This window comes from Pseudomonas sp. IT-232MI5 (assembly GCF_949767845.1).
Taxonomy (GTDB): domain Bacteria; phylum Pseudomonadota; class Gammaproteobacteria; order Pseudomonadales; family Pseudomonadaceae; genus Aquipseudomonas.
The window spans coordinates 172,458-185,388 of record NZ_CATKQE010000006.1 but is presented as its reverse complement, the minus strand read 5'-3'; the positions used below and the strand labels follow the sequence as shown (position 1 = coordinate 185,388).

The window sequence follows — 12,931 nt, the reverse complement described above, 5'->3', positions numbered from 1 at the left end:
GGGATCGATCCGGGCGCAGCGCCTACGGTTTGCTTCGCTGCACCTCCTCTCGCTGTGTTTGGCTTCGCCAAACGGTCGCTGCGCTCCTACCCCCGGATCAATCCCTCCACTTAGCCTTCCGACGTCGCCCGTGGATCAAGATCAAAAGCGGTACTCGAGCTTGCGCTCATTGTGTTGAGTGGTGAGAAGCAGAAGCGATATTGGTTTGCCGGTTGGACTCAATCCCTGTGGGAGCTGGCTTGCCAGCGATGGCGGCCTGAGAGCCGACCTGTTTCTTGCGGATGTACTCGATCCCTTGTAGGAGTGAGCCTGCTCGCGATGGCGGCCTGGGAGCCGACCAATTTCTGGCAGACTGCACACGGTCCAAATGTGGGAGCGAGCTTGCTCGCGAAGGCGCTCCCACAGTCACCTCATCTCTACTTACCCGCCCCCGCATTGGCATACAAATAATCCGTCGCCAGCGACGCCAATGTCCTCACGCCCACCACCAGCGCCGACTCATCCACAAAGAACCCGGGATTATGATTCGGCGCTGCCTTGCTCATGTCCTGGTCTCTTGGTGTCACGCCGAGAAACACAAACAGCCCCGGCACTTCCTTGGCAAAGAACGAAAAGTCTTCCGCGCCCCCCACCAGCGGTGCATTCACCACATCATCCTTGGCGGCCCATTTCAACGTCGGCAGCATCTTTTCCGTCAGCGCCGGGTTGTTGATGGTCGGGTCGTATTTTTCGATGATGGTGACATCTGCTTTCGCACCGCCGCTTTCGGCGATTTTTTCCACGGTCTGGCGGACGTCGGCATGCAGTTTCTGGCGGATGCCGTAGTCGTAGGAGCGGATCGTGCCGGTCATGTCGACGGATTCGGGAATGATGTTGTAGCGCGTGCCGCCGTTGATGGTGCCGATGCTGACCACTGACGGATAAGAGGAGATATCCGTGCGGCGGCTGACCACGGTTTGCAGGCCGACGATGGTTTGTGCGCCGACGGTGATCGGGTCGATGCCGTCCCAGGGGCGGCCGGCGTGGGTTTGTTTGCCGAGGATTTTGATACGCAGGTCGTCGGAGCTGGCGAGGGTCGCGCCGGGGCGGTAGGCGATCTGGCCGGCGGGGACGCCGGCCCAGACGTGCAGGCCGAAAACGGCGTCGGGTTTCGGTGATTTCATCACGCCTTCCTCGACCATCATTTTTGCGCCCCAGGTGTTTTTGCCGTCGGGAATGAAGTCGCTTGGGCCTTCTTCGGCGGGCTGGAAGTAGAACACCACGGTGCCGGGCAGCGTGTCGCGCATGCCTGTGAGAATTTTCGCCGTGCTCAGCAGGATCGCGGTGTGCGCATCGTGGCCGCAGGCGTGCATGACGTCGACTTCTTTGTCGAGATAGATGCCTTTGGCTTTCGAGGCGAACGGCAGGTCGGCGACTTCCTTGACCGGCAGCGCATCCATGTCGGCGCGCAGGGCCACGGTCGGGCCGGGCAGGGCGCCTTTGAGCACGGCCACTACGCCGGTGCGGGCGACGCCGGTTTTGACTTCCAGACCCATGGCCTTGAGTTGTTTGGCGACCAGTTCGGCGGTGCGTTTTTCAGTGTTGCCGAGTTCTGGATGAGCGTGGATGTCGCGGCGGGTTTCCAGCAGCTCCGGTTCGAGCTTTTGCGCTTGTTCGGCGATTTGCGTGCGGGTGCTTTCCAGCGTGGCGGCACCGGCGTGGCTGGCGATCAGGGTGAGTAGAACGGCTTGGGCAATGCGCGTCAGTTGCATCGGGTTCTCCTTGATTATTGTTGTCGGGCTTCCCTGCCTGTGACTGCAAGCGCGCGCCTGAGTGCTATTCCTTCGGCTGACCGCCACCGGCAGTGATCACTTGCACGCTCATGCGTGGCGTTGCCAGATCGAGTCCGGCTTCGTCGAGATGGCGTTTGAGCGACAGGTTGAAGGCTCGAGAAACTTCCCACTGTTTGATCGGCGCGGTCTTGAACCGCGCGCGCAGGATCGCGCTGCCGGATTCGAAACTTTCGACGCCCTGTATCTCCAGCGGCGACCAGATGTTGCGTCGCTGCAATGGATCGGTGCGCATCTTCTGCCCGACTTCGCGCATCAGTTTGATCGCGTCGTCGATTTCCATGTTGTACGGCACCGCCACACGGAAGATCGCGTAGCCGAATTCCCGCGAGTAGTTCTTGATGCTTTTGATTTCGCTGAACGGGATGGTGTGGACGATACCGTCGATGTCGCGCAGGCGCACGGTGCGGATGGTCAGGCCTTCGACGGTGCCGAGGTGGCCGCCGACGTCGACGTAATCGTCGATGGCCAGTGAGTCTTCGATGATGATGAACAGGCCGGTGATCAAGTCCGCTACCAGTGACTGTGCACCGAAACCGATGGCCAGACCGATCACGCCGGCACCGGCTAGCAGTGGCGTGACGTTCATGCCCATGTTCGCCAGCGCGACGATCAGCGCAATGATAAAGATCGCCACGAACAGCACGTTGCGAATCAGCGGCATCATCGTTTGCGCACGGGCATTCGCCAGGCCTTTGCGCGAGCGGGTGAGGGCGTGGTGCACGGCGGTGTCGGCGAGGATCCAGATCAGCCAGGAGAAAATCAGTGTGCCGATCAGGCTGAACAGTTTGACGCTGACATCATGCCCTTCGCCCTCGGCGAAACCGATCAGCGACTGGCCCCAGACGCGCAGGCCGAGTTCGATAAAGACCAGCCAGACCACCAGGTGCGCGAGGGTGTAGAAGAAGTTTTTCAGGCGTTCGGAGTACAGCGCGTGGCGTTTCGGCCCGCGTTGCGGTTTCAAGGAATGGCGGCGGACGAGACCGTTGATCACCATGCACATCACCAGCAGCACGGTGCAAATCAGCGACTGGCGCAAGGCGGTGCTGGTGTCGCCGGCGGAGACGAAGGTGGCGAACAGCGAGATGCCGACCAGTACCAGCGCTGGCACGTACCAGAAGGTGCCGAGGATTTCGATGGTGTCGCTGAGCGCGCGGCGGGTCAGGCGCCGTGACAGCGGCTGATTGCGGATCAGGTGCGCAATCGGTCGGCGGAAACGCAGGATAAACAGACCGGTCGACAGCGCCGCGAGGACATTGGCGATGGTCGCGGCGGTGTGGGCCAGATGCACGCCGAGGCTTTCGATCAGGCGTGGATCGTTCAGCGCCTCACCGAACGCGGCGAAGCTGCCGATCAGCCACAGCGGCCGGAACGCCTGATGACGCAGGATGTACAGCGCGCGATGGCGGTGCGGGCCATCGAGCAGGGAAAACGCGATCACGCAGATCGCCGAAAAACAGGTGCCGACCACCAGCGCATAGGCCAACACCATCGCCAGGCTTTTGCCCAGTGACGACGGCAAGGCGTAGCTCATGTAGACGGTCATCACCAGTGCGATCAGCCACGGCCCGAGCTTGCGCAAAGCGAAGCGCAGCATGTCGAGGGCCTTGGGGTGTTGCGGCAGTTCTTCGGTGAGGCCGAAACGCATGCGCACCCGATGGCCCAGCCAGATCAGCGCGGCAGCGAGCAGGCTCCACACTGCGAGGATCATGGCGAAGCCGAAGATGATCGGCAGCCACTCGTTGGCCGGCAGCATCATCGCGCTCAGTTCGTCCTTGGCCAGATCGAACTCGTTGCCCCAGCGGTTGAGCGGACTGTCAGCGCCGGTAAATTGTTTTTCGAAGTTGGACAGGGTGCCGCCGATCAGACCGAGCACGCCTTCTTCAGGGCTGGCCTGGGCTTTTTTGGTGGCGTCGCGCAGCTTTTTCAGATCGCTCAGCAACTGTGCGCGTTGCTTGTCGTTTTCCAGCGACTTGATGACTTCGTCGAGGGACTGGCCGAGCGGCTCCTGCGCTTCGGGCTGCGCTTTGTTGGTGTTGAGCAGACCGGGCAGGCCGACCGCGTGGGCGGGGGCCAGCGGCAGCAGCGTCATCAGGCAGACGAGGAACAGACTGGGCAAAGCAAAAAGACGAGCGAACACTAGGCGGTCAACCTCGCAAGGGGCGGATTCGCTGGAGTGTACGAGGCCCACTAAAGCAATGCGAGCCGGGCGCGGATTTATTCGTTGAGTTTGGCGAGGATCTTGTAGACCACGGTGGCGAGGATCGTGAGCATGCCGATCCACATGGCGAACACGCCGGCGTTCTTGTCACGGAAGTTGAAGCCGATGGCCAGCAGGATCATTCCGCTCAGAATCGGAATGAGCATGGCGTGGAACGAAGACATCGAGATCATGGAGACTGCCTTGTCGAAATGAATGATGTAAGTCTAGGTCGGTTTCTGCCGGCCGGTATTGATCTGAGTAGGAGCTGCCGAAGGCTGCGATCTTTTGATTTTGTTTTTAAGATCAAAAGATCGCAGCCTTCGGCAGCTCCTACATTGAATCGCATTTTGCCGAAGTTTTTATGGCAACTCGCGGCAGGCGTAGAACGCACTCAGCACTTTGACCAAGTGTGCCAGGTCGTGGCTGCCGCACAGTTCGCGGATCGAGTGCATGGCGAAGGTCGGCAGGCCGATATCGACAGTACGCACACCGAGGTGGCTGGCGGTGATCGGGCCGATGGTCGAGCCACAGCCCATGTCGCTGCGCACCACGAAACTTTGCACCGGGACTTCTTCGGCCATGCACAGATGGCGGAAGAAACCGGCGGTTTCGCTGTTGGTGGCGTAGCGCTGGTTGCTGTTGACCTTGATCACCGGGCCGGCGTTGAGTTTCGGGCCGTGGTTGGCGTCATGTTTTTCTGCGTAGTTGGGGTGCACGCCGTGGGCGTTGTCGGCCGAGACCAGCAGGGATTTCTGAATGGTGCGGACGAATTCGTCACCTTCCGGCAGCAGACGGCGCAGGGTCTGTTCGAGCATCGGGCCATCGGCACCGCAGGCGGAGCAGGAGCCGACTTCTTCGTGGTCGTTGCACACCAGCACGCAGGTTTCGTCGGTTTCGGCGGTGAGCAACGCTTGCAGGCCGGCGTAGCACGACAGCAGGTTGTCGAGACGCGCGCCGGCGATGAAGTCGCCATTGAGGCCGATGACTGCAGCGCTTTGCGTGTCGTAGAAGCTCAGCTCGTAATCCAGCACGACGTCGGCGTTCAAGCCGTGTTCGCGGGCCAGTTGATCGGTGAGCACGGCGCGGAAATCGACGCGCTCGTCACCGGCAAATTGCGCGAGGATCGGCGGCAGTTCGGTCTGCGCGTTGATCGCCCAGCCCTGATTGGCTTCACGGTTGAGGTGAATGGCCAGATTCGGAATGATCGCGATCGGCGCTTTGAAGTCGATCAACTGGCTTTCGACCTTGCCGTCGCGGCGGAAGGTCACGCGGCCGGCCAGCGACAGATCGCGGTCGAACCACGGTGCCAGCAGCGCGCCGCCATAGACTTCAACGCCCAGTTGCCAGAAGCCCTGACGCTGCAGTTCCGGTTGCGGCTTGACCCGCAGGCACGGGCTGTCAGTGTGCGCGCCGACCAGGCGGATGCCGCCGTGCAGTGGCGAAGTGCGGCCCATTTTGATCGCGACGATCGAGGAGTCGTTACGGGTGACGTAATAGCGGCCGTTCGGCTCGGTGGCCCATGGCTCGCGCTCGTCGAGGCGCACGAAACCGGCAGCCTCCAGACGCTGTACCAGACTGGCAGTGGCGTGGAACGGGGTAGGGGAGGCCTTGAGAAAGTCGATCAGGCCTTGGTTCAACTCTTCGCGCATAAGAAACTCCAGACAGCAGTGGGCGGGAGTTTAACGCATCGGCCGGACAATTGAATCCGAACCGGAGCCCTTGTAGGAGTGAGCCTGCTCGCGATAGCGGTGTGTCAGATCATTATTGATTGACTGACAGAGCGCTATCGCGAGCAGGCTCACTCCTACAGGGGACGGTGATGTGGTCAGAACGGCGCCGGGCACTCGAAGCGCAGGCGTTCGCCGGTTTGCGGATGGGTGAAGCTGAGCATGCTCGCGTGCAGGCACAGACGTGGCCAGGCGGCCAGAGCCTGCTCGTGGGCGTAGAGCCCGTCGCCGAGCAGCGGATGCCCGATCGACAGCATGTGCACGCGCAACTGGTGCGAACGGCCGGTGATCGGCGTCAACTCAACGCGACACCAGTCACCGCAACGCTCCAGCACACGCCAGAAGGTCAGCGCGTGTTTGCCGAATTCGTGGTCGACCACATGACGCGGCTTGGTCGGTGGGTCGTAACGCAGGGGCAGGTCGATGCTGCCACTGTCGAGTTCCGGCTGACCCCAGGCCAAAGCGGTGTAGGCCTTTTCGGTTTCGCGGTCGTGAAACTGGCGCGACAGTTCGCGGTGCGTGTCGGCGTCACGGGCGAGCAGAATGATGCCGGAGGTTTCCCAGTCCAGGCGATGGACGATGCGCGCTTCCGGGTAGCCGTTTTCCTGCAGGCGGGTAATCAGGCAATCCTTGTTGTCGTCGGCGCGACCCGGCACCGAGAGCAGCAATGTCGGTTTGTTCACCACCAGTACGGCGGCGTCCTGATGAATGATGTGGATGTTGGACAGCGGCATTAAAACAGCCTCGTAACAAATGCCAACGGCGGCTCGGAACTGCTGATAACCCTGTAGGAGCTGCCGAAGGCTGCGATCTTTTGACTTTGAAGATCAAAAGATCGCAGCCTTCGGCAGCTCCTACACAAGCATCAATAGTCCGAGCCGCCGTAGCGACTGCCAAATCGACTCAGCGATCAGGCAGGGTGATGTTGAGTTCCAGAATCGAGCAACTGCCCTGGCTTTCCAGTGCAACATGTACGTCGTCGTTGCCGATGTTGACGTACTTGCGGATCACGTCGACCAGTTCCTTCTGCAAGGCTGGCAAGTAATCCGGCGTGCTGCGCTGGCCGCGCTCATGCGCCACGATGATCTGTAGACGCTCTTTCGCTACCGAGGCGGTACTTGGCTTTTTGTTGGCACGAAAGAAGTCAAAAAGGTTCATTACCTACCTCCAAACAGGCGCTCGAAGAATCCCTTCTTCTCGACATCGAGGAAACGGTGGGCTTTTTCTTTGCCCAACAGGCGGTCGACGGTATCGCTGTAAGCCTGACCGGCATCGCTCTGGTCGTCGAGAATCACCGGGACGCCCTGGTTGGATGCTTTAAGCACCGCCTGGGATTCCGGGATCACGCCGAGCAGGGTTACCGAGAGGATTTCCTTGACGTCTTCAACGCCCAGCATCTCGCCCTTTTCAACACGCTCTGGATGGTAGCGAGTGATCAGCAGGTGTTCCTTGATCGGGTCTTCGCCACGTTCGGCGCGACGCGATTTGCTCGCCAGCAGGCCGAGCATGCGGTCCGAATCTCGTACCGAGGACACTTCCGGGTTGGTCACGACGATCGCTTCATCAGCGAAGTACATGGCCAGGTGTGCACCTTTTTCGATGCCGGCCGGGGAGTCGCAGACGACGAACTCGAATTGTTCCTTGAGCTCCATCAGGACTTTTTCCACGCCTTCGACAGTCAGCGCGTCTTTGTCGCGGGTCTGACTGGCGGCCAGTACGTAGAGGTTTTCCAGGCGCTTGTCTTTGATCAGCGCTTGTTGCAGGTTGGCTTCGCCGTTGACCACGTTGACGAAGTCATACACCACGCGGCGCTCGCAACCCATGATCAGGTCAAGGTTACGCAAGCCCACGTCGAAGTCGACGATCACTGTTTTGTGGCCGCGCAGAGCGAGGCCGGTACCGATAGCGGCGCTGGTGGTGGTCTTACCCACACCACCCTTGCCGGATGTAACCACGAGAATCTTGGCCAAGGTGTTTCACCCCTAAGGAAGAAGGACTTTTTAGCCCCTGAAAAACATCTCTTGAAAACTACTGCAGTCGGACAGCCTTGGCTGGAATTCGGCGTTGAGCCTTTTTCCTACTTCGTTTGAGCCGTTTTCGCTACGTTTTAGAGATGCTTGGAAAATGCGGCAGTATCCGTTAAAGCCGAATGATGTTCAACACGTCGCCCGACAGGCTGACCTGTACGCCCGAGCCCCACATCGGGTCGCGGCGCAAATCTTCGGAAACCTTGTAATGACCGGCGATGGAGATCAGTTCAGCGCTCAATTGCTGACAGAAAATCCGTGCCTTGGTGTCACCCTTCACGCCGGCCAGCGCCCGACCACGCATCGGGCCGTATACATGGATGTTGCCATCGGCGAGAAGTTCCGCCCCCGGACTGACCGAGGACACCACGACCAGATCGCCACCCTGCGCGTATATCTGTTGGCCACCACGTACTGGCGTGGTGATGACGCGGGTCGGTTTGACCGTTGGCTCCGGCGGTTTTTCCGGCTTCTTTTTGACTTCGGCTTCCGCTGTTTCCAACGGCCGTTCACGGGCGCCCGACGGCGGCAGCACCGGAATATCGATGGCGATGGCGGCGGCGATGTCTTCGATGCGGCTGGCGCGAATTGCCAGGGTGCGCAGGCCATGTTGACGGCAGACGCGCATCAGGCCCGGCAGATCGACGGCGCCTTCGCTCGGCGGCAGTTTGTCCAGCGCCAGAACCAGCGGCGCGTTGCTGAAGAAGTTCGGCGCCTGGGCAACTTTGGCGGCCAATTGCCGATCGAGGCTTTCGAGGTCGTTACGGGCCAGTTCCAGCACAGTAATGGCCAGCATGCTGCCCTTGAGCTGGAATACGGGATCTTGGTCTAACGGTTCGGTTTGGCTCATGTCGGCATACAACGGCTTGTCACTAAAAGTGCCGAGACTTATAACGAGAACGCCCGCAGGCCGCAAGCCGGGTCGAACGATGTAGAATGCGCGGCCACTGTATTTACGGAAGCTTTAATGGATCGCCCGCGTTTTCGAAAAGCATTTTTATCGCCACGCTTCTGGCCGCTCTGGTGCGGTCTGGGGCTTTTGTGGCTGATCGTGCAGTTGCCGTATCCGGCGTTGCTGACCATCGGTCGAGTTTTGGGCGCCTTGATGTATCGCGTGGCCGGCGACCGGCGGCGCATTGCCAAGCGCAATCTTGAGCTGTGCTTCCCGGAAAAATCCGCCGCCGAGCGCAAACGCCTGCTCAAGGAAAATTTTGCCTCCACCGGCATCGCTTTTTTTGAAATGGCCATGAGCTGGTGGTGGTCGCGTGAACGTCTGGCCAAGCTGGCCCACGTTGAAGGCCTGGAGCATTTGCAAAAGGCCCAGCGCGAAGGCAAAGGCGTGATTCTGATGGCCGCGCATTTCACCACGCTGGAAATCGGCGCGGCGCTGCTCGGCCAGCAGCACACCATCGACGGCATGTACCGCGAACACAAGAATCCGTTGTTTGACTATGTTCAGCGTCAGGGCCGCGAGCGGCACAACCTCGATTCGCTGGCAGTGGAGCGTGACGACGTGCGCGGCATGCTCAAGTTGCTGCGCTCCGGTCGCGCGATCTGGTACGCACCGGATCAGGACTACGGCGCCAAACAAAGCATCTTCGTGCCGTTGTTCGGCATTCAGGCAGCGACCGTGACGGCGACGACGAAATTCGCCCGTCTGGGCAAGGCGCTGGTCGTGCCGTTCACGCAGGAGCGTCTGGCTGACGGTAGCGGTTATCGCTTGGTGATTCATCCGCCGCTGGAAGACTTCCCAGGCGAAACCGAAGAAGCCGACTGCATCCGCATCAATCAGTGGGTCGAGAGCGCCTTGCGTGCCTGCCCTGAGCAGTATCTGTGGGCGCATCGACGCTTCAAGAGCCGCCCACCGGGCGAGCCGAAGTTGTACGCCAAACGCGGTTGATTGACCCACCCCTATAAGCACCATGGAGCGTTGCGATGAGCCCAGCTGAACCGGTCACAGGTTTGATTCTTTCCGGCGGCGGGGCTCGGGCGGCGTATCAGGTTGGGGTTCTGGCGGCGATTGCCGAATTGCTGCCGTTGGGCGCGGACAATCCGTTTCCGGTGATCGTCGGCACCTCGGCCGGGGCGATCAATGCGGTCAGCCTGGCCAGTGGTGCCACGGACTTTCGCGCCGCCATCGAACGCCTCACCTTGTTCTGGCAGGGCTTTCGCAGCCATCGCGTGCTGCGCAGTGACTGGCCCGGCGTTATCCGTCAGGCCAGCCGCTTTGTCAGTCACAGCCTGCTCGGCCTCGGTCGGCAACTGCCGGTGGCGCTGCTCAACAGTTCGCCGCTGCGCGAACTGCTCAATGAAAAACTGCACATGCCCGGTATCGCCGAATCGATCGCGCGCAAGCAATTGCATGCCGTGGCGGTAACTGCGTTCGGCTATGAGTCGGGGCAAGCGGTGACGTTCTATCAGGGCGGCGGCAAGATCGATTCATGGCTGCGCCATCGACGTATTGGTGTGCCGACGCCACTGTCGGTGGATCACTTGCTGGCCAGTTCGGCGATTCCGTTGTTGTTCGCGCCGGTGAAAATCGGCGATGAATATTTTGGCGACGGCGCCGTGCGGCAATCGGCGCCGATCAGCCCGGCGCTGCATTTAGGGGCGAGCCGGGTGCTCGTGGTCGGTGTCAGCGGCAACCCGCGCGGGTTTGATCCGCAGCAGCCGCTGGAGCGCGCCTACACCGGGCAACAACCGACGCTGGCGCAGATTGGCGGGCACATGCTCAACAGCACGTTCATTGACAGCCTGGAGAGCGACATCGAGTTGCTCCAGCGTCTCAACCAGTTCAGCCACTTGATGCCTGCCGGCACGCCGACGCGCGAGTTGGGTGTGGCACCGGTGGAGGTGCTGGTGATTTCGCCGAGTCAGCCGATCGATGAGATCGCGGCGCGGCATCGCCAGGAGTTGCCGGCGGCGTTGCGTTTGTTTCTGCGCGGGCCGGGGGCGACCAAGACCAGTGGGGCAGGGGTGTTGAGTTATCTGCTGTTCGAGGCGGGGTATTGCAGCGAGTTGATTGATCTGGGACGGCGCGATGCGTTGGCCAAGCGCGAGGAGCTGTGCCGGTTTTTGGGATTGCCATTTTAAAGCAAAAAGATCGCAGCCTTCGGCAGCTCCTACATTGGAATGCGCTATCCCTGTAGGAGCTGGCGAAGCCTGCGATCTTTTGATTTTTATCAGAAGTGGAACTTCACCAGGAAGCTCGTGGTGCTCTGATTGGTCTTGAACGCACCGGTGTCGTCGATGCCGTACTTGTCTTTCCAGTAGTCGTATTCCACACCGACATACAACTGCTTCTCGCCAAAACTCAACGCCTTGCCCAGGTCGTATTTGACCTGTGGGTTGAAGTGCAGGTTGGCGTGGTAATCGCCTTTGGAGTTGGAGTCGTTGTCGGTGACCCAGTCCATGAAGCCGTCGATCAGGATGTCCGACTTGCCGACCGGGATGGTGTAGGACCAGACCGGAGTAATCTGCCAGACGTTGTCACCGGCGCGAGCACCTTGGGTGTGACGCTGGTAGAAGTTCAACTGGAAGTAGTCGAAGCCCGGGATTGCCAGGTCGAAGCCTGGACCGATCAGGTACGACTCGGTATCGCCTTCGCCGAACTCGTAAGTCATCGCCACCAGGACGTCTTTGATCGGGCCGAACTCGATCTTCTGGTCGAGCACTTTGCCCAGCGAGATGCGCGGGCTGAACTCACCGTAGTAGGTGTTCGGACCGTTGCTGAAGTCCTTGCCACCGTTGTAGAAGATCTTGTCGAGGAAGAAGAAGTTATCCCCGTACTTCCACGCATCGGCGTGCTCGAAGGTGACGGTCTGCTGGATGCGCGGGTTGACCTGGAAGTCCTTGCCATACAGGTAGGTCAGGCTGTTGTTCTGCCACTGCAGCAGGCCTTCGGCCATGGCCTGGCCGCCGGCCAACATCGATCCCGCGAGCATCAGGCTGGTGCACATACGTTTCATTCGGTTGCTCCCAAAGTAGGTGTTCCACGTTATTTTTTTTAAGATCGGCGCTCTGGTGTGGCGCCTTTTTTCGTTGCTGCAAAAGTCATCCGATCGGTCAGCTTCGTTGCTGTTAGCAAGAGCCGAGCCAAGGCTTTCGAAAAGCAAAAAAACACCCGCTCGGCTGCTGAAAAACAGTCGATTGAGTGTGTTTTCGGGATGCCTCGGTACTGACCGGGCCGGGATAAGTTGGCTTTTCGGTCAGGAATTAAATTCGGGCTTTTTTTTAGACCGAATTCAAGAGGCCGCGGAGAATACTGACTCAACGGCCAGGTCTCAAGTGCCCCGCAACAGAGCACCGACGACAGGTATGGGGCACGGTTGCGGGCCATCTTAAAAGTGCACCTTGACCAACAGGCTGGCGGTGTTCTGGTTGGTGTCGAAGTTGTGGGTGTTTTCGACGCCGTATTTATTTTTCCAATAGCTGTATTCGGTACCGACATACAGTTGCTTGTGGCTCCAGCCCAAGGCTTTGCCCAAGTCATATTTGATCTGCGGATTGATGTGCAGGTTGGCGTGGTAGGTGCCGCGCGAGTTCTCATCGTTGTCGACCACCCAATCGAGGTAGCCGTCGATCAGCACATCGGAATTGCCCAGGGGAAAGCTGTAGGACCAGCCGGGGGTGATCTGCCAGACGCCGTCACCGGGGCGTGGGCCTTCGGTCTGGCGGCGGAAGATGTTCAGGGTGACGTAGTTGAAGCCGGGCACCTTGAGGTCGAAGCCGGGGCCGATCAGATAGGCCTCGCTGTCGCCTTCGCCGTATTCGTAAGTCATCGCCAGCAGGACGTCTTTGATCGGGCCGAACTCGAGTTTCTGGTCGAAGATCTTGCCGAACGAAAAGCGTGGGGTGAATTCACCGTAGAAGGCGTGCGGGCCTTTGTTCGCGTCTTCCTTGCCGTTGTAGAAGATCTTGTCGACGAACAGGAAGTTGTCGCCGTATTTCCACTTGTCGGCGTGCTCGAAGGTCAGCGTCTGCTGGATCGACGGGTTGATCGCGAAGTTCTTGCCGTACAGGTAGCTGAGGCTGTTGGTTTGCCACAGCAGTAAATCGCCGGCCATGGCCTGACTCGCGGCCAGCAGGCCGCCACTCAACAACATGTTGGTTTGCGTGCGAATCATCTGTTGCTCCCTCTTGTTT

General features: G+C 59.9%; 12 protein-coding genes. 2 read left to right on the top strand and 10 right to left on the bottom strand.

Features of this window, described 5'->3' with window-relative positions; all coding sequences use genetic code 11:
* Positions 1-416 precede the first annotated feature (416 nt).
* The 8 genes from ACM6JQ_RS06570 to minC all read right to left on the bottom strand — a co-directional run bounded on the left by ACM6JQ_RS06570 (position 417) and on the right by minC (position 8,636).
* Positions 417-1,751, bottom strand: a complete 1,335-nt coding sequence (locus ACM6JQ_RS06570) for an amidohydrolase (RefSeq protein WP_123374690.1) — start codon at positions 1,749-1,751, stop codon at positions 417-419.
* 64 nt (positions 1,752-1,815) lie between these two features.
* Positions 1,816-3,969 (bottom strand): mechanosensitive ion channel domain-containing protein, encoded by a 2,154-nt coding sequence (locus tag ACM6JQ_RS06565; RefSeq protein WP_414893417.1) that lies wholly within the window; start codon positions 3,967-3,969, stop codon positions 1,816-1,818.
* A 77-nt stretch (positions 3,970-4,046) separates the two neighbouring features.
* Complete coding sequence (locus tag ACM6JQ_RS06560; protein WP_163004785.1) at positions 4,047-4,223, bottom strand: hypothetical protein; 177 nt, start codon at positions 4,221-4,223, stop codon at positions 4,047-4,049.
* A 168-nt stretch (positions 4,224-4,391) separates the two neighbouring features.
* On the bottom strand, positions 4,392-5,681 hold the full coding sequence (locus tag ACM6JQ_RS06555) for a M18 family aminopeptidase (protein ID WP_095114335.1): 1,290 nt from the start codon (positions 5,679-5,681) through the stop codon (positions 4,392-4,394).
* A gap of 176 nt (positions 5,682-5,857) precedes the next feature.
* Positions 5,858-6,493 carry an RluA family pseudouridine synthase gene (locus tag ACM6JQ_RS06550; protein WP_034151766.1) on the bottom strand — a complete coding sequence of 212 codons (636 nt, stop codon included), beginning with the start codon at positions 6,491-6,493 and terminating at the stop codon, positions 5,858-5,860.
* A gap of 169 nt (positions 6,494-6,662) precedes the next feature.
* Complete coding sequence (gene minE / locus ACM6JQ_RS06545; RefSeq protein WP_003223146.1) at positions 6,663-6,917, bottom strand: cell division topological specificity factor MinE; 255 nt, start codon at positions 6,915-6,917, stop codon at positions 6,663-6,665.
* Positions 6,917-7,729 (bottom strand): septum site-determining protein MinD, encoded by an 813-nt coding sequence (gene minD, locus ACM6JQ_RS06540; protein WP_007913953.1) that lies wholly within the window; start codon positions 7,727-7,729, stop codon positions 6,917-6,919. Before minD ends, minE begins: the two co-directional genes overlap by 1 nt.
* A gap of 169 nt (positions 7,730-7,898) precedes the next feature.
* Positions 7,899-8,636: a septum site-determining protein MinC gene (minC, locus tag ACM6JQ_RS06535; RefSeq protein ID WP_095114357.1), complete on the bottom strand. Its 738-nt coding sequence runs from the start codon at positions 8,634-8,636 to the stop codon at positions 7,899-7,901.
* A 117-nt stretch (positions 8,637-8,753) separates the two neighbouring features.
* Here minC and ACM6JQ_RS06530 point away from each other — a divergent pair, with 117 nt between their 5' ends.
* Together ACM6JQ_RS06530 and ACM6JQ_RS06525 are read left to right on the top strand one after the other, a co-directional pair.
* The gene (locus tag ACM6JQ_RS06530) at positions 8,754-9,686 is read left to right on the top strand and encodes a lipid A biosynthesis lauroyl acyltransferase (RefSeq protein ID WP_095114336.1); all 933 of its coding nucleotides are present in this window, start codon (positions 8,754-8,756) and stop codon (positions 9,684-9,686) included.
* Positions 9,687-9,721: 35 nt separating this feature from the next.
* A complete protein-coding gene (locus tag ACM6JQ_RS06525; RefSeq protein ID WP_414893416.1) occupies positions 9,722-10,879 on the top strand; it encodes a patatin-like phospholipase family protein in 1,158 nt (385 codons plus the stop codon).
* Positions 10,880-10,968: 89 nt separating this feature from the next.
* Here ACM6JQ_RS06525 and ACM6JQ_RS06520 read toward each other — a convergent pair whose 3' ends face one another.
* Both ACM6JQ_RS06520 and ACM6JQ_RS06515 read right to left on the bottom strand, forming a co-directional pair.
* Positions 10,969-11,754 (bottom strand): outer membrane protein OmpK, encoded by a 786-nt coding sequence (locus tag ACM6JQ_RS06520; RefSeq protein WP_007913962.1) that lies wholly within the window; start codon positions 11,752-11,754, stop codon positions 10,969-10,971.
* A gap of 372 nt (positions 11,755-12,126) precedes the next feature.
* Positions 12,127-12,912, bottom strand: a complete 786-nt coding sequence (locus ACM6JQ_RS06515) for an outer membrane protein OmpK (RefSeq protein ID WP_095114337.1) — start codon at positions 12,910-12,912, stop codon at positions 12,127-12,129.
* Positions 12,913-12,931 lie beyond the last annotated feature (19 nt).

Excerpts from the sequence above, each read along its gene's own strand:
- ACM6JQ_RS06570 (WP_123374690.1), bottom strand. The coding sequence starts at position 1,751 with ATGCAACTGACGCGCATTGCCCAAGCCGTTCTACTCACCCTGATCGCC.
- ACM6JQ_RS06560 (WP_163004785.1), bottom strand. The coding sequence starts at position 4,223 with ATGATCTCGATGTCTTCGTTCCACGCCATGCTCATTCCGATTCTGAGC.
- ACM6JQ_RS06555 (WP_095114335.1), bottom strand. The coding sequence starts at position 5,681 with ATGCGCGAAGAGTTGAACCAAGGCCTGATCGACTTTCTCAAGGCCTCC.
- ACM6JQ_RS06550 (WP_034151766.1), bottom strand. The coding sequence starts at position 6,493 with ATGCCGCTGTCCAACATCCACATCATTCATCAGGACGCCGCCGTACTG.
- minE (WP_003223146.1), bottom strand. The coding sequence starts at position 6,917 with ATGAACCTTTTTGACTTCTTTCGTGCCAACAAAAAGCCAAGTACCGCC.
- minC (WP_095114357.1), bottom strand. The coding sequence starts at position 8,636 with ATGAGCCAAACCGAACCGTTAGACCAAGATCCCGTATTCCAGCTCAAG.
- ACM6JQ_RS06530 (WP_095114336.1), top strand. The coding sequence starts at position 8,754 with ATGGATCGCCCGCGTTTTCGAAAAGCATTTTTATCGCCACGCTTCTGG.
- ACM6JQ_RS06525 (WP_414893416.1), top strand. The coding sequence starts at position 9,722 with ATGAGCCCAGCTGAACCGGTCACAGGTTTGATTCTTTCCGGCGGCGGG.
- ACM6JQ_RS06520 (WP_007913962.1), bottom strand. The coding sequence starts at position 11,754 with ATGAAACGTATGTGCACCAGCCTGATGCTCGCGGGATCGATGTTGGCC.
- ACM6JQ_RS06515 (WP_095114337.1), bottom strand. The coding sequence starts at position 12,912 with ATGATTCGCACGCAAACCAACATGTTGTTGAGTGGCGGCCTGCTGGCC.